Source organism: Lentzea roselyniae (genome assembly GCF_039537795.1).
In the GTDB taxonomy this organism is placed as follows: Bacteria; Actinomycetota; Actinomycetes; order Mycobacteriales; family Pseudonocardiaceae; genus Lentzea; species Lentzea atacamensis.
The window spans coordinates 94,654-114,379 of record NZ_BAABBE010000015.1; the positions used below are offsets into that span (position 1 = coordinate 94,654).

The window sequence follows — 19,726 nt, forward strand, 5'->3', positions numbered from 1 at the left end:
GAGATACCGACCGTGAAGAGGATGTTCGTAGCGCTCAGCGCTGCCGTGATGACGTTGGCGGCACTTCAGCTGCCCGCGGAGGCCGCACCACCGACGCCCGCCTTCGGCCCGGCGATCGACAGATACGCCACCTACGTCGGCCAGACGACCTGCGACCCGGACGCGAAGCCCGGCGTCATCGGGTTCCGCGACCTGCTCAAGGCCGAGTACGGGCGCGCCGACCTCGGCATGGTCCGCGCGTGCGACAGCGGCGGGCAGAGCGAGCACAAGGAGGGCCGCGCGCTCGACTACCCGTTCAACGCCTTCAACTCCGGCCAGGCGGCGGAGGCCAGGGACATCATCAACTGGCTGCTCGCCACCGACCAGCACGGCAACACCCACGCACTGGCCCGCCGCTTCGGCATCATGTACATGATCTGGGACCACAAGATCTGGAAGGCGTACGAGGCGTCGAAGGGCTGGCAGTCCTACAGCGGCGCGAGCCCGCACACCGACCACATCCACTTCAGCTTCAGCTGGGCCGGCGCCCGCAAGCAGACGACGTGGTGGACGGCGGCGCGCAGCCTGTCCGCGGAGAGCGTGAACGGCGACCGCTACGACGACGTGCTCGCGGTCGGCCCCGACAACACCATGCGCCTCTACCCCGGCACGTCCAGCGGAACGTTCGGCGGCTCGAGCGAGGTCGGCCCCGGCTGGTCGTCGTCGTTCAACCGCATCGGCGTCGGTGACACCAACGCCGACGGTTTCGCGGACATCCTCGCCACGGACACCGGCGGCGCGCTGCACTACTGGCACAACTCCGGCCGCGGCACGTTCACCAAGCTCGCCAACTCCGGCTCCGGCTGGGAGACGCTGGAGTGGTTCGCGGTGCTGGACGTCAACGGCGACAACAGGGCCGACGTCGTGGGCCGCGACGGCGGCCGGCTGTACTGGTACCCCGGCGAGGGCTCCGGCAAGTTCTCGCAGCGCCTCTTCATCGGCGAAGGCTGGGCCACGTACCCGAAGTTCGCGGGCGGTGACGCCGACGGCGACGGTGACGGCGACCTGTGGGCGACGAACACCGGCGGCGAGCTGTGGTTCTGGGAGGGCAACGGCAACGGCACGTTCTCCAGCGGGCGCCAGGTCGGGGCGGGCTGGAACGGCTTCGGCCCGATCAACGTGCTGGACGTGAACGGTGACGCGAAGGCCGACGTCGTGGCGGTGCGGTCGAGCGACGCGACGTTGTGGCGGTGGACAGGACAGGGCGACGGCACGTTCGCCACGGCCGCGCAGGTCGGGTCCGGGTGGAGCGGCTTCCGCCCTGCTCACCACTAGAAAATTCGCGAGCGGCACGTTCCTGCGGCCGGTCATCATGGCCGCATGAACGTGCCGTTCCGCTGGGATCTCGTCGCGCCCGACCAACTGGGGTCGATGCTCGACGGTGTCACCACGCCCGAACCCTGGTATCTCGGCGATCTCGCCGAGTGCGCGGGAAAGGTGTTGGCGCGCAGTGGAAACGGCGACCTGGTCTTCGTCGGACGGTCACTCGACTCGATGTTCGACCTCCTCGGCGGCGCGCTGCCGGACCGCACCCTCGCCCGGTTGCCGGTGTCGTTCTACGGCTCCCGCACGGTCGCCAGGGAGAACGTGCCGCACGCCAGGGAACTGGCCGCCGCCATCGGCATCACGCCCGCCGCACTGGCCCGGCGCGACCGGCCGGTGACCTTCGTCGACGTGGTGCACGGCGGCTCGACGTTCACCAAGCTCTTCACGATTCTCGACGACTGGATCGCCGAGGAACGGGAGACGTGGCCGGTGATCCGCCACAAGCTGAGGTTCGTCGGCATCACGATCCGCATGCAGACCAGCCCCAAGACGTGGCGCTGGCAGCAGCACGCCGCGTGGACCCGCCGCCTCCCCGCCGGTGCCGTGGTGAACGTGTCGCTCGACAGTGCCGTCTGGTCCTACTTCGGCGACGAGCAGACCAAGCTGACCCGGTCCTACCAGCTGCACCGGTGGCGGGAGTACCTGCACGAGGTCAGGAGGGACGAGCACACGCGGGAGGCGTTGGCGGAGGCCGTGCACCTGGTGTCGCTGGGCCGCACCAAGGAGGTCCGGCGGCTGGTCGCGCGGGGGATCGACGGCGAGCCCGCGCTCACCGAGCCGTGGCTGCGCACGCTGTTCCGGCAGCTTTCCGCCTAGACCGTGTGCTCCATGACCATCATCGCGGTGGTGCCGGGTTCCAGCGCCTTGCAGATGTGCGGCAGGTCGCCGGGATAGACGATGTAGTCGCCGGGCCCGAGCTCGATCGGGTCCTCCGCGAGCCCGGCCAGGCAGCGCCCGGACGCCACGATCATGTGCTCGACGCTGCCCGGCACGTGCGGCTCGGACTCGCGCGCGCCGCCCGGTTCGAGCGCCAGCCAGTAGATGTCGTGCTTGGTGCCCGGACGGCAGGCGGCCAGCAGGGTGGCGGAGTAGTGCGCGCGCTCGGAGTGGATGACCGGGCCCTCGCCGGCGCGGATCACCTGGACGCGGGGCACGGCGGGTTCGACGAGGCGGCTGAACGGGACGCCCAGCGCCACGCCGAGCGCCCACAGGGTCTCGACGCTGGGGTTTCCGGCGCCGGACTCCAGCTGGGAGAGCGTCGACTTCGCGATGCCCGCCTTCTTGGCGACCTCGCTCAGCGACATGCCGGTGCGGTCGCGCTCACGCCGGAGGTTGGCGGCGATGAGGTCGAGTGGTGCGTTCGACACAGAAGTCCATCCGTTCGGCTTGACGAACACCCGTTCAGGTGTTCATCGTAGTGGGTGATGCGTTCGATATGGCGAACCCTTGATGCTGTGCTTCTGCGTGACGTGGCCGCAGTCGCACTTGGTGCCGCGGTCACCGGCGCCTCCTTCGGTGCGATCTCGGTCGGCTCCGGCCTGCCGTGGTGGCTGCCGGTGCTGATGTCGGTGGCGATCTTCGCGGGCGGCTCGCAGTTCATGGCTGTGGGCATCGTCGCCGCTGGTGGCAGCCCTGCCGCCGCAGTGGTGGCAGGGCTGGTGCTCAACGCAAGGCATTTGCCGTTCGGGCTGGCGATCGGGGATGTGCTGGGCAAGAGCCCGCTCGCGCGGATCGTCGGCAGCCACCTGCTGATCGACGAGTCGACGGCCTTCGCGATGGCGCAGAAGGACCCGGCCAGGGCCCGCGCGGCCTACTGGGCGTGCGGCGTGGCGCTGTTCTTCAGCTGGAACACCGGCGTGCTCATCGGCGCGCTCGCGGGCCAGGCGATCGGCAACCCGTCGACGTTCGGGCTGGACGCGGCGTTCCCCGCCGCGATGCTCGCGCTCACCCTGCCGGCGCTGAAGGACGCGGCGACGCGCAACGCGGCGCTCGTGGGTGGGGCGATAGCACTGGCGACCACGCCGTTCTTGCCCGCGGGTGTGCCCGTGCTGCTCGCGCTCGCCGGACTGTTCGTGTTCAAGACGAAGAAGGAGGAGCCGTGCCCGTCGCCGCAGTCCTGATCCTCGCCGCCGGCACGTTCGCGATCCGGTTCGCGGGGCCGTTGCTGCGCGACCGCGTCACGCTGCCGGACAAGGTCAACGAACTGATGACGGCGTCCGCGACCGTTCTGCTGTTCGCACTGGTGGCGGTGTCGACGTTCACGAACGGCAAGCAGTTCGGCGGCTGGGCGCTCGTGATCGGTGTGCTGGTCGGTGGGCTCGCGGCGTGGCGGAAGCTGCCGTTCGTCGCGGTGATCGTGCTGGCCGCGGCCACGACCGCGGGGTTGCGGCTCATCGGCGTGGCCTGAAGCGGGCGTGGCAATGCCTCCGCGAGAGGCGGCTGATGGGCGCCGGGCCTCAGATGGACCCATGGCTGCGAAACCTGGACTGGCCGGGCGGGACCGGGAGACGACTCAGCTGGCGGGTGCGCTGACCGCGGCGGCGGCGACGGGCACCTGGTGGTGGCCACCGGGGGACTGGGGGCAGGCAAGACCGCACTGCTCACCACCACGCGGGAGCTGGCCGCGCGGCGCGGGTGCACGGTGCTGGCGGCGCGGGGGAGCTATCTCGAGCGCGAGCTGCCGTTCGGGCTCGTGAGCAGGTTGTTCGTCTGCGTGCGGCCGGGCGAGGAGGTTCAGCACCTGCCGCGCATCGCCGCCGCGCTGGGGCAGTCCGACACGCTCGCCGAGCCGGGGCCGGTGACGTTGCCCGAACTGCCCGTCCTGCACCGCGCACTCGCGCGCATGGCCGCCGAACGGCCCGTCGCCATCGTCGTCGACGACGCGCAGTGGGCCGACCAGCCGTCACTGCAGTGGCTGAGCACCCTCCCGCACCGCATCGAGCACCTGCCCGTCTTCGCGCTGGCGGGGAGCGGTGCGGGCGAGGGGTGCAAGATGAACCGGGAGATCGCGGACGCGCTGTTCGTGCAGCTGCGGACCGTGGAGATCCACCTGACCAAGGTTTATCGCAAACTCGGCATTGACGGCCGCGATCAGCTCGCGCCCGCATTGCGGCTCGTCGGCTAGTGCTTTCGAACGTGCGAGAAAAGCAGGTTTGTATGAACCTCTGTCACCTCTCGCCGACTGGTGAATTTGTCCAGCACGAGCCGTTGCAGGTGACCGACGTCCGATACCGCGACATGCACCAGGAAATCTTCCGGGCCTGTCACGTGCGATAGCGCAAGTGTTTCGGGGAGGGAGAGGACGTACGCCATGAACGGGTCGACGATCTCCTTGGTGTGCGGCCGGATCTTCAGCGCGAGCATCGCCTGCACCGGCCGTCCGATCGCGCCGAGGTCGATCTCCGCGTGGTAGCCGGTGATCACCCCGCGCTCCCGCAACGCCCGGTGCCGGACCACCGCCGTGGACTGCGCGACGTTCACGCGTTCCGCCAGGTCCTTGTTCTGCAGCCGCGCGTCCTTCCGCAGCTCCCGCACGATGGCCTCGTCGATCGAATCCAGCACGGCGAATCTCCGTTCCGTCGAATCTGCTGCGGTTCATCATCCGTTGTGACGAGGAAGTCTCCACCATTCCGGCCATGACGCGCATCGAGACCATCGCAGTGCACGGCGGCCGCGACGACCTCGCGGAGCTCGGCGTGCACGCACCTCCCATCGACCTGTCCACCACCTACCCCGTGCCTGACCAGGCGCTCGGCGGGGAAGCACTGGGTGAGTGGGCCACGGGCGCGGCACAGGCCTCGTCGCCGGTGTACGCGCGGCTGCACAACCCGACGGTCGCCCGGTTCGAGAAGGCGCTGGCCGGGCTCGAGCACACCGAGGCCGCCGTCGCGTTCGGCAGTGGCATGGCCGCGGTGACCGCGGTGATCCAGGCAGCCTGCGTGATGGCCGGAAAGCCGCACGTCGTGGCCGTGCGGCCGCTCTACGGCGGCACCGACCACCTGCTGTCGTCAGGTCTCCTGGGCGTCTCCACCACCTATGTCGAAGCAGGCCTCGTGTCCTCCGCGATCCGGCCGGACACCGGGCTGATCGTCGTCGAGACGCCGGCGAACCCGAACCTGGACCTGGTCGACATCGACCACGTCGTGCGCCAGGCCGGTTCGGTGCCGGTGATGGTCGACAACACCTTCGCGACCCCGATCCTGCAGAACCCGGCCCTGCACGGTGCCTCGTACGTGCTGCACTCCGGCACGAAGTACCTCGGCGGGCACGGCGACGTCCTCGGTGGCGTCGTGGCCTGCTCGGAAGCGCTGGCAGCGGCGTTGCGGCAGGTCAGGATCATCACCGGTGCCGTGCTGCACCCGCTCGGCGGCTACCTGCTGCACCGCGGCCTCGCGACCCTGCCGCTGCGCGTCGAGGCTGCCTCCCGCTCCGCCGCCGTGCTGGCCGCGCGGCTGGCCGAGCACGACGCCGTGGAGTTCGTGCGCTACCCGTCCGCGTCGCTGCAGATGCGGGGGACCGGCGCGATGATCGCGTTCGGCGTGCACGGCGACCCGACGTCGATCGTGCGGCGGCTCCGGCTGATCACGCCGGCCGTGTCGCTGGGCTCGGTCGACACCCTGATCGAGCACCCGTGGGCGCTCACCCACCGCCTGGTGCCCGGTGAAGAACTGCGTGCATCGGGCGTTCCGGAGAATTTGCTTCGCATTTCCGTCGGGCTCGAGCACGTCGAAGACATTTGGAACGACCTGAACAGCGCGTTGTGTGACGTCGATTACGTTAAGCCTTCCCCAGGTGATTACTTGGTGATGACCGCCACTCACTAAGGTCCCAACGCATCAGCGCGTCGGGGCGCGGGAGGTTCCGACGCGAGCATTTTTCCGTTTCGGAAGGAACCTCCTAGTGAGTTCTGTGGAAACTGATGCGGACGGCTACACCAAGTCGCTGAGCAAGCGTCAGGTGCAGATGATCGCCATTGGTGGCGCGATCGGCGTCGGCCTCTTCCTGGGCGCGGGCGGACGCCTCGCCGCGGCGGGGCCGTCGCTGATCCTGTCGTACGCGGTGTGCGGTCTCGCGGCGTTCTTCGTCATGCGCGCGCTGGGCGAGCTGGTGCTGCACCGCCCGGTCGCCGGCAGCTTCGTGGAGTACGCCCGCGAGTTCATCGGCCCGTGGGCGGGCTTCACCTCCGGCTGGATGTACTGGGTGAACTGGGCGATGACCGGCATCGCCGAGATCACCGCCGTCGCGATCTACATGCACAAGTGGTTCCCGGACCTGCCGCAGTGGATCACCGCTCTGGTGGCGCTGGTGGTCCTGGTGGCCATCAACATGCTGTCGGTGAAGCTGTTCGGTGAGCTGGAGTTCTGGTTCTCCGTCATCAAGGTGACCGCGATCGTCGTCTTCCTGGTCACCGGTGTCGGCCTGGTGATCGGCGCCGCGGACATCGGAGGCACCACGGCGTCCGTCAGCAACACCCTGGGCCACGGCGGCCTGTTCCCGGCCGGCTTCGGCGTCGCCCTGATGACCCTGCAGGCCGTCGTCTTCGCCTACGCGGCCATCGAGCTCGTCGGCATCGCGGCCGGCGAGACCAAGGACCCCGAGAAGATCATGCCGCGCGCCATCAACGGCGTCGTCTACCGCATCGCGATCTTCTACGTCGGTTCGGTGCTGCTGCTCACCATGTTGTTGCCGTGGCACCACTTCACCGGCACCGAGTCGCCGTTCGTGACCGTGTTCTCGGCACTGGGCATCCCGGCGGTCGGCGACATCATGAACGCCGTCGTGCTGACCGCCGCGCTGTCGTCGTGCAACTCGGGTCTGTACTCCACCGGCCGCATTCTGCGGTCGCTGGCGCAGAAGGGTGAGGCCCCGGCCTTCACCGGCAAGATGAACTCCCGGCACGTGCCCTACGGCGGCATCCTCTTCACCGGTGTCGCGTACCTGTTCGGCGTGGTGCTCAACTACATCGTGCCCAAGGACGCGTTCGACATCGCGATCGCCATCGCGTCGCTGGGCGTCGTGTCGACGTGGGCCACGCTGATCATCTGCCAGATGAAGCTGCGGCAGAAGGCGTTGAAGGGCGAGGTGCAGCGGCCCTCGTACCGGATGCCCGGCGCGCCGTACACGGGCTGGCTGACGCTCGCGTTCCTCGCGCTGGTGGTCGGGCAGATGGCCTTCTCGTCCGGTCACGCGGAGCGGATCGCGTTCTGGTCGATCCCAGGCCTCGCTCTCGTGCTGTTCCTGGGGTGGCGCTACGTGAAGTCGCGTCAGCCGGCCGCGGCGCAGGAGCAGCTCGTCACCGTCGACTGACCGAAGTCGGGTGATTGATCGCGAGCCGTCCCCTCACGAAGGGGGCGGCTCGCGGCTTTCACCCGGCCGGGCGGCTGAAAGCGCGGAAAACGGCGCGGAGGAGCAGCCTGATTCCATGACAACGAGCCACATGGAGCACCGCGAGCACTCTCACCGGCACGGCGAGGGCTGCGGACACGTCGGGGTGCCGCACAGCGACCACGTCGACTACGTCCACGACGGGCACCTGCACAGGGAGCACGACGGTCACTTCGACGAGTGCGAGCCGGAAGGCCACAACGAGCACGGTGCGCACGACCACGCGCACGGCGACGGGTGCGGGCACGTGGCGGTCCCGCACGCCGACCACGTCGACTACGTCCACGACGGACATCGCCACGCGGAACACGACGGGCACTACGACGAGCACTGAGCGGTACGGCCCCGGCTCGCGGTCACACCGCCGGGCCGGGGCCTGCCAGCGGGCTGACCAGGCTCAAATATGCTGGTGGCATGGTTGTCACCGCCCCACCCGTCATCGGCGTGCTCGCCCTGCAGGGCGACGTCCAGGAGCACCTGGTCTCGCTGGCCAAGTGCGACGTCACCGCACGTCCCGTCCGCCGCCCGGAAGAGCTCGACGAGCTCGACGGCATCGTCATCCCCGGCGGCGAGTCGACGACCATCAGCAAGCTGCTCGACAACTTCGGGCTGCTCGAGCCGCTGCGGGCCAAGATCAAGGCGGGCTTCCCCGCGTACGGGTCGTGCGCGGGCATGATCCTGCTGGCCAACAACGTGCTGGACGGCCGTGAGGACCAGCACCAACTCGGTGGCCTGGACGTCACCGTGCGCCGCAACGCGTTCGGCAGGCAGATCGACTCGTTCGAGACGGACCTCGACCTGGCGGGCGAGACCGTTCACGCCGTGTTCATCCGCGCACCCTGGGTGGAGGCGGTGAGCGGCGAGGTCGAGGTCCTCGCTACGGTGCCTGTTACGGCTGAGGCGGGGGATGCCGCCGGTAGGATCGTCGCGGTCAGGCAGGGCAACGTGCTGGCGACGGCGTTCCACCCGGAGCTCACGGGCGACGAGCGCGTTCACCGCCTGTTCGTTGACATGGTCCGAGGTTCGACGGAGGAGAAATGAGCGGCCACTCAAAGTGGGCGACCACCAAGCACAAGAAGGCCGCCATTGACGCCAAGCGCGGCAAGCTCTTCGCGCGGCTGATCAAGAACATCGAGGTGGCCGCCCGCACCGGCGGCGGCGACCCGGACGGCAACCCGACGCTCTACGACGCGATCCAGAAGGCCCGCAAGAACTCGGTGCCGCTCGACAACATCGAGCGCGCCCGCAAGCGCGGCGGCGGCGAGGAAGCCGGCGGCGCCGACTGGCAGACGATCATGTACGAGGGCTACGGCCCCAACGGTGTCGCGGTGCTCATCGAGTGCCTCACGGACAACCGGAACCGCGCCGCCACCGAGGTCCGCACGGCGATGACGCGCAACGGCGGTTCGATGGCCGACCCCGGCTCGGTGTCGTACATGTTCAGCCGCAAGGGCGTCGTGATCGTGCCGAAGGCGGGCACGACCGAGGACGACGTGATGATGGCCGTGCTGGAAGCGGGTGCCGAAGAGGTCAACGACCTGGGCGAGGCCTTCGAGGTCGTGTCCGAGGCCGGTGACCTGATTCCGGTCCGCAAGGCGCTGCAGGACGCCGGCATCGACTACGAGTCGGCCGAGTCGAGCTTCCTGCCGTCGGTCTCCGTGCAGCTGGAGGCCGAGGGCGCGAAGAAGATCTTCAAGCTGATCGACGCGCTGGAGGACTGCGACGACGTGCAGAACGTCTTCGCGAACTTCGACGTGTCGGACGAGGTCATGGCCGAGGTCGGCTGACCGCGAGCTGTACGACGGCCCCGTACCCGATCATGGGTGCGGGGCTGTCTTTTTGATGGTGCTCAGGAACGCCGACCACGCCTCCGCGCTCACGGACAGGTGCGTCGCCGGCGCCTTGCTGTCCCGGACGCCGACGCCGTGACCGATCTCGACGCAGTCACCGCTGCTGCCGCTGTAGCTGCTCTTGCGCCAGACGGTCATCAGAAGCCCTCCAAGATGCTGTCGATCACCGCCCTCGATTCTTCCTCATCCAAAGCAACGGCAGCCAGCCGCTCGAGGGTGGTCTCGTACACCTTGACGGTGTCGGCGTCATCGAAGAAGAGGCAGCAGTTCAGGCTGTCCAGGAAGACGACGGGCGGGAACTTCGGGAACCTCATCAGGTAGAAGCCGCCGGTCGTACCCGCGTGGATGCCTGCCGATGCCGGAATGACACGGATGCTGACGTACGACCGCACCGAGACGCGCAACAGGTGGGCCAGTTGCTCTCGCCAGATCTCCACGCCTCCCACCTGGAACCGCAGGGCGAACTCGTGGATGTAGAAGACGAACTTCCGGCTCCCGTCCAGCAGCTTCGCGCGGGCGGTCCTCGCGGCCGCGACCGTCGGCACGTCCGCTGCTTCGATCACCGGTGAGGCCTCGGTGACCACGTAGGCGTACTCCGGTATCTGAAGCACTCCGGACACGAGCGTCAGCGACCACACGGTGATCTCGTTGGCCGACTTCTCAAGGTCGATCAACGTGTGGACCTGGTCCGGCACACCATCTTCCGGGAACTGGAGCCAGCCCTTCTCCCCGGACTCCAGGAACAGTGCGATCAGGTGGCTGCGTTCCTCGACCGTGGCTTGGCAGAACGCCAGCAGTTCCCGGACCTCCATCTCGCTGACGCCGCCCTTGCCCGCCAGCAGATCGGAGATCTTGGCCTCCTGCCAGCCGAGCAGCTCGGCGATTCTGCGCTGGGTCAAGCCGGTTCGTTCGATGATCTTGCGGACTCCGTTGCCGAACTCTCGGCCCACCACGCTGGATGACCTCTTGGGCATGGAGGAACGCTAGGAGCCGAAGCCGGATGGACTCCATCGTTTCCGGCCAAATCTGCCTGAAGGTGGGAGTCTTGGAGCAGCTCTAAGCAGGCCTAAGGCACAGAAACGGTGCCGTAGGGTGGATGCCGTGCTCTCCGACGAAGACATCGAACTGCGGGCCCGGCTGCTCTCCGCCGCCGACCGGCACGGCCACACCAACATCGTCGTGAACCCGGACGCCGAGGGCGCGGGCTACGTGTTCTCGGTGGGGGCGTGGCGGCGGTTCGGCGTCGCGGAGGCCGTCGTGATCGGGCTGCCGCAGGGCATGGGCGAGAACCTGATCAACCTGTACGTGCGGCGGGCGAGCAGCGGCGAGCGGTTCGTGCCCGGCCAGCTGTACCACGACTTCTTCGAGGGCGTGCCCGTCACGTTCGAGCGCGTCTACAAGGGCTACTACCCGGAGTTCTTCGGCAGCGCGTACCTGCTCTACGACGGGTCGGACTTCGCCGCCGTGCAGATCATCGTGCCGACGCCGCAGGGGCACTGGCCGTGGCAGCCCGACGCGCCGGAGGGGTTCCACGACCACCAGCTGATCCTCACGGAAAGCGGTGTGCCGGAGAGCTGGACACCGGGGGTCACCGGGCCGTGAACATCCATCTCGGACCATTGAGGCCCGCACACGCCGGTGAACTGCTCACGGTGCAGAAGGCCGCGTACGTGAGCGAGGCCAGGCGCTATGCCATGTGGGAGCTCCCGCCGCTGATCGAGACACTCGACGAGATCAAGCGGCACATCGAGTCCGGTATGCCGGCCATCGGGGCGTGGGACGGGCATCGGCTCGTGGGTTCTGTCCGCGGCAACGTGGGCGGTGAGCGCATGGAGGTCGCGCGGTTGTCGGTCGCGCCGGACATGGGCGGCCGCGGCATCGGGCGGCGCCTGCTCAGAGAGATCACGGAGGCCGCGCCCGCGGACGTGCGGGTGGTGTGGCTGTTCACCGGCGGCGAGAGCGCGGGAAGCCTGGGCCTGTACGAGAGCGAGGGGTTCGTCAGGGTGGACGAACGCCAGGACGACTTCGGGATCCGGGTCACGCTGGAGAAGACGGTCATCCGGCGTTCAGCGGCTGGCCACGAGACCCTGGCAGGCTTCTGAAGCGGTCCACCCACGACCACTCACCGGTGCGGACGTAGATCACACGTCGGCTGATCCGTCCGGCACTCGTCGGCCCCGGCGCATCCGGCGCCGGGGCCGGCGCTGTGCGGAGACCGAATCGTTGTCCGAACCTCGTTGTCCGCTCAACGCGCCTCGACACCGGACAACGGCCAACCGGTAGAAATGCGGTGCGGCCAGCCAGTCCGGGGGGATCTGGGGACGCCGCGACCGGGGGAGGAGCGCCCCGCCTCGCAGGAGGCAGAGGGGGATGCGAAGCGGGGCGCTTCAAGTACCCGGCCTACGGCTTGCGACCGAGAAGGCCTATCAGTCGTGTCTGGTCGTCCGCGTCCGGCGCCACCGGTACCGGCGAGTCGAACATCGGGCTCGCGCTCCACTCGTCGACGCTCTGCTCCACGTACTTCAGCACCGTCGAGGCCAGGTCCGCGTCGATCTGCTCGTCGGCGCCGATCGAGCGCGCCAGGTCCCACGCGTGCACGGCGAGGTCCGTGGTCATCTGCCAGCAGTACTCCTCGGCGCCGATCACGCCGGACGACACGTGCACCTGCTTCGACAACGCGGACGGCTCCAGCCACGCCTCGCGCGCCGCCGCGGCCGCGACCACCCAGGACACCAGCGGATCATCGCCCAGGTTGTCGTGGTCGAACCGGTCGCCGACCTGGCTGACGGTGCACCCGGCGAGCAGCTCCGGGGCCCAGAGCTGTTCGTAGACGAGATGACCGACCAGGTCTCTGACCGACCACTCCCGGCAAGGCGTCCCGAGCGCCCACTGATCCGGTGCGATCTCCCGCACCCGCTTGTCGAACTCCGTCATCGCTAGTCCGTGCGCCTGGATCAAGTCCACCTGAGCAGTGCATCAAATCCTGCCCAAGTGCGCACCCCGGCGTGAGAGTTGGGCCACTCAGACGCAACCCCGACTGCAACCGTACGGGCGTTCGGCGTAATGTGCGTCGAATCCGCCGTGACATCGTTGACACGAGAGGACGATGACGTGAGCGCCCCTAGCGCCAGCATCTCCGAGCAGGACAAAGGATTCTTCGGGCACCCCCGAGGCCTGTCCACGCTCTTCTTCACCGAACTGTGGGAACGGTTCTCGTTCTACGGGATGAAGGCCATCCTCGGCCTCTACCTGTGGACGGCCGTGGCCGAGGGCGGCATGGGCGTCGACAAGGCGCTCGCCCTGTCGGTGGTCGCCATCTACGGCTCGTCGGTGTACATGTCCGGCGTCGCGGGCGGCTGGCTCGCGGACCGCGTGTTCGGTGGCCAGCGGGCCACGTTCTACGGCGGCCTGCTGATCATGTGCGGCCACCTCGCGCTGGCACTGCCGATCGGGCTTGCAGGTGTCTACCTGGGCCTCGTCCTCATCGTTCTCGGCACGGGCCTGCTCAAGCCGAACATCTCCACGGTCGTCGGCGGCCTCTACGAGCAGCACGACACCCGTCGTGACGCGGGCTTCACCGTCTTCTACATGGCGATCAACATCGGTGGCTTCGTGTCGCCGCTGATCACCGGCGCACTCGCGGACGGCATCAACTACCACGTCGGTTTCGCCGCCGCCGCGGTCGGCATGGCGCTCGGCCTGATCCAGTACCAGCTCGGCCGCAAGCACCTGCGCGGCTCGGCCGCCGTGCCGCCGAACCCGCTCCCGCAGCAGGAGAAGGGCCGCGTCTACGGCCTCATCGCGGCCATCGCCGTCGCGCTCGTCGCCGCCGGGTTCGTCGCGTACCAGCTGTGGGACGTCGACGGTGTCATCGCTGTCATCTCGATCCTGTCGGTGCTCCTGCCGGTCACCTACTTCACGATCATGATCCGCAGCAGGAAGACGACCGCCGAGGAACGCCCGCGCGTCATCGCCTACATCCCGCTGTTCATCGCGGCGGCGATGTTCTGGCTGATCTTCGAGCAGAGCGCGTCGGTCATCGCGGAGTTCGCAGACTCGCACGTGGACAACCACGTGTTCGGCTGGGAGTTCCCGGTCGCCTGGTTCCAGTCGATCAACCCGATCATGATCATCGTGCTGGCGCCGGTGTTCGCGCTGCTGTGGGTGAAGCTCGCCGACCGCGCGCCCAGCACCCCGCGCAAGTTCGCCGGCGCGCTCGTGCTGGTCGGTTTGTCGTTCGTGCTCATGTACTTCGCGAGCAACTCGGCGGCCGACGGCAAGGTGACGCCGCTCTGGCTCGTGGTGATGTTCCTGATCATGACCGCCGGTGAGCTCATGCTCTCGCCGGTCGGCCTCTCGGTGACGACGAAGCTCGCGCCGCGCGCGTTCGCCTCGCAGACGATGGGCCTGTGGTTCCTCGCCAGCGCAGCGGGTTCCGGCATCGCCGCGCAGCTCGTGAAGTTCTACACCAGCAGCCCGTCGGCGTACTTCATGACGCTGGGCGGCGCGGCGATCGTGCTCGGCATCGCGCTCGCGGCGGCGGCCCCGGTCATCCGGAAGTTGATGTCCGGCGTCGAGTAGTCCCTTGACGAGGCGAGAGGGAGGCCCGTCGCGGCGGCGGTGCGGCGGGTCTCCCTCTCGCCTTCAAGGATGCACTACGGAGATGTGTCATTGGGGCACGAACATTGCTCCAGCCGGGTGAAGTCGAGCACGTGCTGCGACGGATTTCGCCCCAAGTCAGCTGTTCTTCACGGCCAGTGACCGTTTGGTTTCGTTCGCCCGCACTGGAAGTCGCAACGCGCCGCGGATCAGCTTCGACTTCCTGCGCGCCACCGGACCGTCCGGCGCGAGGTCCGGGAACCGCTTGAACAGCTCGTGCAACGCGATCGCGCCCTCGATGCGGCTGAGCCCCGCGCCGATGCAGTAGTGGATGCCCGCGGAGAACGACAGGTGCTCACGCGCGTTGGACCGCGTCGGGTCGAACTTCAGCGGGTCGGCGAAAACCCGCGGGTCCCGGTTCGCCGCCGCCAGCATCAGCAGCACCGGCATGCCCTTCGGCAGCGTGACACCGGCCAGCTCCAGGCGTTCCTTCGGCCACCGGATCGTGTACTGCACCGGCGGGTCGAGCCGCAGCACCTCTTCGACGAATCCCTCGGCATGTTCGGGGCTTTGCGCGAGCGGGGCGACGGTGTGCGGGTTCTCGAAGGCTTTCAGCACGCCGTTGCCGATGAGGTTGACCGTCGTCTCGAACCCGGCGAACAGCAACAACCCGGTGGTGGCAACGAGATCCTCGCGGCTGAGGTCCGCGTGCTGCGTGACCAGGTGGCTGACGATGTCGTCCTTGGGGTTGCGGCGGCGTTCGTCCATCAGCCCGTCGATGAAGTCGTTGTACTCGATGATGGTGGCGTGCAAGCTCTTCAGCTGCTTGTAGGACCACACGCCGTCGAGCGTCTCGGCGAGTGAACTGCCCCAACGGGCAAAGGTTTCCTTGTCGTCGTCGGGCACGCCCAGCAGATCTGCGATGACCTGGATCGGCACCTGCGCGGCGAACTCCGTGACGACGTCGAACCGGTCGTCGAGCCTGTCCAGGTAGTCGGTGACGATCTTCTGGATGGACGCGGTGCGGTCCTTCAGCGCGCGTGGCGTGAAGAACGGCTGGACGAGCTTGCGCAACCGGGTGTGGTTGGGCGGGTTCATCATCAGGAACGAGTCCTGCACCGGGTTGACGATCTTCTCGCCGTTCTTGACCAGCGTGATCGGCACCATCGACGCCTCGTCGAAGGTCGCGGTGATGAATCTGTTGTCCCGCAGGACCGAGTCGCAGATCTCGCGCGACGGGCTCACGTAGGCGCCCATCCTGCTGCGGACCATGTCGCCCTTCGCGCGCACTTTCTCGTACATGGCGTACGGGTCGCGGTCCGGCGGCGAGGCGATGACGGCTGCGTACGGGTCACCAATCAGCGCGTACCCGCGGACGAGAGAGCGGAGCGCGAAGAACTGGGCGGCGGTCTTCAGCGTGGACATGCGTCCACAGTGCGGGGTACGTGAAGAAGCTTCAAGAGTTCCGGCGGTGTCGCCGCACGGTTTCTTCGACGAGATCGAGCACGGGCTCCATGTCGTCCGCGGGAAGGCCCATCGCGAGGTGCGAGACCAGGCCTTCCAAGACCAGTTCCAGGAAGCTCGTCAGGACGGTCACGTCGACGTCGTCGCGCAGGTTGCCGGCCTCGCGCTGACGGATGAGGCGCTGCCGGGTGGCGGCGGTGAGCTGTTCACTCCGCTCGGCCCACCTGGCCCGGAAGTCGGGGTCGGTGCGGAGCCTGCGCGAGACCTCCAGCCGGGTGCCGAGCCAGTCCGCGGCGTGCTCTTCGTCCCGTTTCTCCGGTTCGTCCAGCAGATCGCGCATGACCTGGACGAGGCCCTGCTCGGCCACGACGTCCGCCATCCTGAGGGCGTCGTCCTCGGCGAGCGCGAGGAAGAGCGACTCCTTGTCGCGGAAGTGGTGGAAGATCGCACCGCGGGACAGTCCCGTCGCCTCTTCCAGGCGGCGTACCGTGGCACCCTCGTAGCCGTGGCGCGCGAAGCACGCACGCGCGCCGTCGAGGATCTGACGGCGGCGGGCGTCGAGGTGGTCCTGGCTCACCCTGGGCACCGGTAGATGGTCGCAGGGCCGGGGCGGGAAATCCAATCCGTACGTACGGATTGGACACGTCCAAGAGTGTGATCTTTTGGGCGGTCACCGTTGATGATCCCTTTCGTGTGGATCATCGGCCGGGCTTGCGCGACCAGGGCCGCCGCTACCAATATTCTGCACCGCCATGGAGACGCAGGAGATCATCAAGCTGTCGGCGCTCGCGGAGCGCCTCGGGTGGCAGCGGCGTGAGTCCACCGGCGTCCACGTGGTCGATCTGCTGGTGAGCCGCTCGGTCTCGGATCTCATCGCCGCGCTCGCGCAGAACCGGGACCTGTAACGGACTGTTTCACGGCTTTTGGTAAGCGCTTTCCCGCACTTCGGCATGGGGTTGACAGCGGTTGTCATGCGGTGGTGTGATCTGCGCGACAGATAGGAAAGTTTCTATCCAATAACTGAATCCGCCGCCGCTCTGAGTGATCCCCCTACCCGTCTCGTGGGAGGCACAACAGTGGCACCGAGCAGAGGCCGGGCGTTACGCGCGGTCGGCACGATGGGCGTCGCGTTCGCGACGGCCATCGCAGTGATGTCGGTACCTGAGGCCGCTTTCGCGGCGCCGGTCAGGTACGAAGCGGAGAGCGCGACGATCTCCCAGGGCGTGGTGGAGTCGAACCACGCCGGGTTCTCCGGTACCGGTTTCGTCAACTTCGACAACGTGGCCGGGAGCTCCGTGGAGTTCAGCGTCACCGCGTCGAAGGCCGGCGAGGCGAAGCTGACCTTCCGGTACGCCAACGGAACCACGGACAACCGGCCGGTCGACGTGAACGTCAACGGTGGCCTGGCCGTCGACGAGCGCGCGTTCGCGGGCACGGGCGCGTGGACGACGTGGACCTCGGTCACGAACACGGTCCAGCTCAACGCGGGCGTGAACACGATCCGGCTGACCGCCACGGGTGGCACCGGCGGTCCGAACCTCGACTACGTCGAGATCGAGGAGACCGGCGCGGTTCCCGCTCTCGAGCAGGAAGCGGAGAACGCGAGCATCTCCCAGGGCGTGGTGGAGTCGAACCACGCCGGGTTCTCCGGTACCGGTTTCGTCAACTACAACAACGTGGCCGGCTCGTACGTCGAGTACACGATCACCGCGGACCAGGGTGGTGAACACGACCTCACGTTCCGCTACGCCAACGGAACGACGACCGACCGGCCGGTCTCGGTGACCGTCGACGGCGGCTCAGCGCAGACCGTGTCGTTCCCCGGCACCGGCGCGTGGACGACGTGGCAGACGCGCACCGCGAAGGCGACGCTGAAGGCCGGTCCGAACAAGATCCGCGCGACCGCGACGACCGCGAACGGCGGCCCGAACGCGGACAAGCTGACCGCGGTGCTCGTCGGCCCGCCGGACACCGAGGCGCCGACGCCGCCGAAGAACCTGCAGTTCGTGTCCTCCACGCACGACTCCGTGACGCTGAAGTGGGAAGCGGCCACGGACAACGTCGGCGTCGTGGGCTACGACGTCTACCAGCACGGCCAGCTCGTCACGAGCGTCGGCAACGTGCTGGAGGCCACCGCGACCGGCCTGCAGCCCGACACCACCTACGACTGGACCGTGTTCGCGAAGGACCGCGCGGGCAACGTCTCGCAGGCCTCGAACAACGTGCCCGGCCGCACCCAACCGGCGCCCGCGGACACCCAGCCCCCGACGACGCCCGGCAACCTGCGCGGCACCGGCGTGACCGAGACCAGCGCGTCGATCGAGTGGAACGCCTCGACCGACAACGTGGGCGTGACGGGCTACGAGATCCACGTCGACGGCGTGCTGAAGCAGACCGCGGACGGCTCCGCGACGACGGCGACCATCGCCGGCCTGACCAAGGGACAGGCGTACAAGGTCAAGGTCCGCGCGAAGGACGCGAAGAACAACCTCTCCGGCTTCTCCAACGAGATCACCGTGACGCCGAACTCGGGCGGCCCGCAGGGCGTGCCGAACCCCGGCACCGTCAAGCAGATCGCCGGCGGCGTCGACGTCGCGTGGGGCCTCGCGTTCCTGCCCGACGGCTCGGCGCTCGTCACCGAGCGGGAGTCGTTCAACATCCTGCGCGTGACCGAGGCCGGCTCGAAGACCGTCATCGGCAAGATCCCCGGCGCCATGGGTACCGGCGGTGAGGGCGGCGCGCTCGGCATCGAGGTCTCGCCGAACTGGGCCTCCGACCGGTTCATCTACGTCTACCACACCTACAGCGGCGGAAACCGCCTGGTCAGGGCGCAGTTCGACGGCGCGCAGCTGTCCAACTGGACGACGTTGCTCGACGGCGTGCCGAAGAGCCGGTTCCACAACGGCGGCCGCCTGCGCTTCAGCCCCGACGGCCGGCACCTGTTCATCTCGACCGGTGACGCGCAGAACGGCTCCAACGCGCAGAACCTGAACAACAACGCCGGCAAGATCCTCCGGGTCAACCCCGACGGCTCCATCCCGTCGGACAACCCGTTCCCGGGCAAGGCGATCTGGAGCTACGGCCACCGCAACGTCCAGGGCCTCGACTTCGACTCGAAGGGCCGCCTGTGGGCCTCGGAGTTCGGCAACTCGCAGCAGGACGAGGTCAACCTGATCACCAAGGGCGGCAACTACGGCTGGGACCGCTGTGAGGGCACCATCGGCGACTGCTCCGGCACCATCCCGCCGAAGAAGACCTGGTCGACCTCGCAGGCCTCACCGTCGGGCCTGACGATCATCAACGACTACGTCTTCGTCGCCACGACCGTCGGCCAGCGCATCTACCGCATGCGCATCGACGCCAACGGCAACCTCGTAGAGCAGCAGACCTACTTCCAGGGCACCTACGGCCGCCTGCGCACGGTCGAGGTCGACAAGGAAGGCGACATCTGGCTGACCACGTCGACCGACAAGGACGGCTCGCCCGGCAACGACCGGATCATGCACATCGACATCGTCTACGAGGGCGGTGGCGGCGGCGGCTTCAAGCTGACGTCCTCGGCCTTCGCCGACGACGCGATGATCCCGGCCAAGTACACCTGCGCCGGCGACGGAGTGGCGGGCCAGGACCCGTCGCCGCCGTTCGCGTGGGGCGAGTCCTCCGGGGCCCAGGCCTACGCCATCGTCTTCGCCGACCGCGTGAACAACGGCAACAAGCTGCACTGGGCGATCTGGGACATTCCGGCGACTGCCCGCTCGCTGCCGGAGAACCTGGGTGCCGGGTTCAACGTGCCCGGTCAGGGGCCGGCCAAGCAGAAGGCGATGGGGTCGGGTGCGAACTCGCAGAAGTTCTTCGGGCCGTGCCCCGGTGGGTCCACCAACCCGTACACGTTCACGTTGTACGCGTTGAACACCGCCACGGTGCCGGGGATCACCTCGTCGTCGACGATGGCGCAGATCGAAACGGCCATCAAGAACGCGTCCACGGCCAACACCGTGCTGCGCGGACGTTCGAACGCTCGTACGTGATCTGAGGAACGTGCCCGTGCGCACACGTGCGCACGG

Annotated in this window: 22 protein-coding genes and 1 pseudogene; 16 read left to right on the forward strand and 7 right to left on the reverse strand. The window is 68.2% G+C overall.

The window, feature by feature from the left end; genetic code table 11:
• Positions 1–21: 21 nt before the first annotated feature.
• Positions 22–1,314: an FG-GAP repeat domain-containing protein gene (locus ABFX45_RS26390; protein WP_346132613.1), complete on the forward strand. Its 1,293-nt coding sequence runs from the start codon at positions 22–24 to the stop codon at positions 1,312–1,314.
• A gap of 45 nt (positions 1,315–1,359) precedes the next feature.
• The gene (locus ABFX45_RS26395; protein ID WP_346132615.1) at positions 1,360–2,181 is read left to right on the forward strand and encodes a hypothetical protein; all 822 of its coding nucleotides are present in this window, start codon (positions 1,360–1,362) and stop codon (positions 2,179–2,181) included.
• Here the strand turns inward: ABFX45_RS26395 and ABFX45_RS26400 are convergent.
• Positions 2,178–2,732: a helix-turn-helix domain-containing protein gene (locus tag ABFX45_RS26400; protein WP_233439615.1), complete on the reverse strand. Its 555-nt coding sequence runs from the start codon at positions 2,730–2,732 to the stop codon at positions 2,178–2,180. The two genes, ABFX45_RS26395 and ABFX45_RS26400, sit on opposite strands and share 4 nt — an antisense overlap.
• A gap of 57 nt (positions 2,733–2,789) precedes the next feature.
• On the opposite strand from ABFX45_RS26400, the gene ABFX45_RS26405 reads away from it, so the two are divergent.
• The 4 genes and pseudogenes from ABFX45_RS26405 (at position 2,790) to ABFX45_RS26420 (ending at position 4,489) form a co-directional block, all read left to right on the forward strand.
• On the forward strand, positions 2,790–3,485 hold the full coding sequence (locus tag ABFX45_RS26405; RefSeq protein ID WP_109637826.1) for an AzlC family ABC transporter permease: 696 nt from the start codon (positions 2,790–2,792) through the stop codon (positions 3,483–3,485).
• Entirely contained in the window at positions 3,464–3,772 is a 309-nt protein-coding gene (locus tag ABFX45_RS26410) for an AzlD domain-containing protein (protein WP_109637827.1), read from the forward strand. Before ABFX45_RS26405 ends, ABFX45_RS26410 begins: the two co-directional genes overlap by 22 nt.
• Positions 3,773–3,916: 144 nt before the next feature.
• Positions 3,917–4,306, forward strand: a pseudogene (locus ABFX45_RS26415) (ATP-binding protein); the annotation flags it as partial.
• 51 nt (positions 4,307–4,357) lie between these two features.
• Positions 4,358–4,489 (forward strand): LuxR C-terminal-related transcriptional regulator, encoded by a 132-nt coding sequence (locus tag ABFX45_RS26420; protein WP_346132747.1) that lies wholly within the window; start codon positions 4,358–4,360, stop codon positions 4,487–4,489.
• On the opposite strand, the gene ABFX45_RS26425 is transcribed toward ABFX45_RS26420, so the two are convergent.
• Positions 4,486–4,926 (reverse strand): Lrp/AsnC family transcriptional regulator, encoded by a 441-nt coding sequence (locus ABFX45_RS26425; RefSeq protein ID WP_109637830.1) that lies wholly within the window; start codon positions 4,924–4,926, stop codon positions 4,486–4,488. The two genes, ABFX45_RS26420 and ABFX45_RS26425, sit on opposite strands and share 4 nt — an antisense overlap.
• A 74-nt stretch (positions 4,927–5,000) precedes the next feature.
• Between ABFX45_RS26425 and ABFX45_RS26430 the strand changes: the two genes are divergently transcribed.
• The 5 genes from ABFX45_RS26430 to ABFX45_RS26450 all read left to right on the forward strand — a co-directional run bounded on the left by ABFX45_RS26430 (position 5,001) and on the right by ABFX45_RS26450 (position 9,536).
• Positions 5,001–6,188 carry a trans-sulfuration enzyme family protein gene (locus tag ABFX45_RS26430; protein WP_346132619.1) on the forward strand — a complete coding sequence of 396 codons (1,188 nt, stop codon included), beginning with the start codon at positions 5,001–5,003 and terminating at the stop codon, positions 6,186–6,188.
• A gap of 139 nt (positions 6,189–6,327) precedes the next feature.
• Positions 6,328–7,671 (forward strand): amino acid permease, encoded by a 1,344-nt coding sequence (locus tag ABFX45_RS26435; RefSeq protein WP_233439643.1) that lies wholly within the window; start codon positions 6,328–6,330, stop codon positions 7,669–7,671.
• Between the two features lie 115 nt (positions 7,672–7,786).
• A complete protein-coding gene (locus ABFX45_RS26440) occupies positions 7,787–8,083 on the forward strand; it encodes a hypothetical protein (RefSeq protein ID WP_109637833.1) in 297 nt (98 codons plus the stop codon).
• Between the two features lie 80 nt (positions 8,084–8,163).
• Complete coding sequence (gene pdxT / locus ABFX45_RS26445) at positions 8,164–8,790, forward strand: pyridoxal 5'-phosphate synthase glutaminase subunit PdxT (protein ID WP_346132621.1); 627 nt, start codon at positions 8,164–8,166, stop codon at positions 8,788–8,790.
• Positions 8,787–9,536 (forward strand): YebC/PmpR family DNA-binding transcriptional regulator, encoded by a 750-nt coding sequence (locus tag ABFX45_RS26450; protein WP_109637835.1) that lies wholly within the window; start codon positions 8,787–8,789, stop codon positions 9,534–9,536. The genes pdxT and ABFX45_RS26450 overlap by 4 nt, the downstream gene beginning before the upstream one ends.
• A gap of 30 nt (positions 9,537–9,566) precedes the next feature.
• Here ABFX45_RS26450 and ABFX45_RS26455 read toward each other — a convergent pair whose 3' ends face one another.
• Positions 9,567–9,737, reverse strand: a complete 171-nt coding sequence (locus ABFX45_RS26455) for a DUF397 domain-containing protein (protein WP_346132624.1) — start codon at positions 9,735–9,737, stop codon at positions 9,567–9,569.
• Complete coding sequence (locus ABFX45_RS26460; RefSeq protein WP_346132626.1) at positions 9,737–10,573, reverse strand: helix-turn-helix domain-containing protein; 837 nt, start codon at positions 10,571–10,573, stop codon at positions 9,737–9,739. Before ABFX45_RS26460 ends, ABFX45_RS26455 begins: the two co-directional genes overlap by 1 nt.
• A 127-nt stretch (positions 10,574–10,700) precedes the next feature.
• On the opposite strand from ABFX45_RS26460, the gene ABFX45_RS26465 reads away from it, so the two are divergent.
• Both ABFX45_RS26465 and ABFX45_RS26470 read left to right on the forward strand, forming a co-directional pair.
• A complete protein-coding gene (locus ABFX45_RS26465) occupies positions 10,701–11,201 on the forward strand; it encodes a DUF4262 domain-containing protein (RefSeq protein ID WP_233439616.1) in 501 nt (166 codons plus the stop codon).
• Positions 11,198–11,701: a GNAT family N-acetyltransferase gene (locus ABFX45_RS26470; protein WP_346132628.1), complete on the forward strand. Its 504-nt coding sequence runs from the start codon at positions 11,198–11,200 to the stop codon at positions 11,699–11,701. The genes ABFX45_RS26465 and ABFX45_RS26470 overlap by 4 nt, the downstream gene beginning before the upstream one ends.
• Before the next feature lie 298 nt (positions 11,702–11,999).
• Here the strand turns inward: ABFX45_RS26470 and ABFX45_RS26475 are convergent, their stop codons facing one another.
• Entirely contained in the window at positions 12,000–12,533 is a 534-nt protein-coding gene (locus ABFX45_RS26475; protein WP_109637983.1) for a TIGR03086 family metal-binding protein, read from the reverse strand.
• A 177-nt stretch (positions 12,534–12,710) separates the two neighbouring features.
• Between ABFX45_RS26475 and ABFX45_RS26480 the strand changes: the two genes are divergently transcribed.
• A complete protein-coding gene (locus tag ABFX45_RS26480; RefSeq protein WP_346132630.1) occupies positions 12,711–14,180 on the forward strand; it encodes a peptide MFS transporter in 1,470 nt (489 codons plus the stop codon).
• 156 nt (positions 14,181–14,336) lie between these two features.
• On the opposite strand, the gene ABFX45_RS26485 is transcribed toward ABFX45_RS26480, so the two are convergent.
• Together ABFX45_RS26485 and ABFX45_RS26490 are read right to left on the reverse strand one after the other, a co-directional pair.
• Positions 14,337–15,623 carry a cytochrome P450 gene (locus tag ABFX45_RS26485; RefSeq protein WP_346132632.1) on the reverse strand — a complete coding sequence of 429 codons (1,287 nt, stop codon included), beginning with the start codon at positions 15,621–15,623 and terminating at the stop codon, positions 14,337–14,339.
• Positions 15,624–15,654: 31 nt separating this feature from the next.
• A complete protein-coding gene (locus tag ABFX45_RS26490) occupies positions 15,655–16,248 on the reverse strand; it encodes a TetR/AcrR family transcriptional regulator (RefSeq protein WP_109637841.1) in 594 nt (197 codons plus the stop codon).
• Between the two features lie 166 nt (positions 16,249–16,414).
• On the opposite strand from ABFX45_RS26490, the gene ABFX45_RS26495 reads away from it, so the two are divergent.
• Together ABFX45_RS26495 and ABFX45_RS26500 are read left to right on the forward strand one after the other, a co-directional pair.
• Positions 16,415–16,567 carry a hypothetical protein gene (locus tag ABFX45_RS26495; RefSeq protein ID WP_170154995.1) on the forward strand — a complete coding sequence of 51 codons (153 nt, stop codon included), beginning with the start codon at positions 16,415–16,417 and terminating at the stop codon, positions 16,565–16,567.
• A 213-nt stretch (positions 16,568–16,780) separates the two neighbouring features.
• Positions 16,781–19,690: a PQQ-dependent sugar dehydrogenase gene (locus ABFX45_RS26500; protein WP_428834192.1), complete on the forward strand. Its 2,910-nt coding sequence runs from the start codon at positions 16,781–16,783 to the stop codon at positions 19,688–19,690.
• The last annotated feature ends 36 nt before the right edge of the window (positions 19,691–19,726 follow it).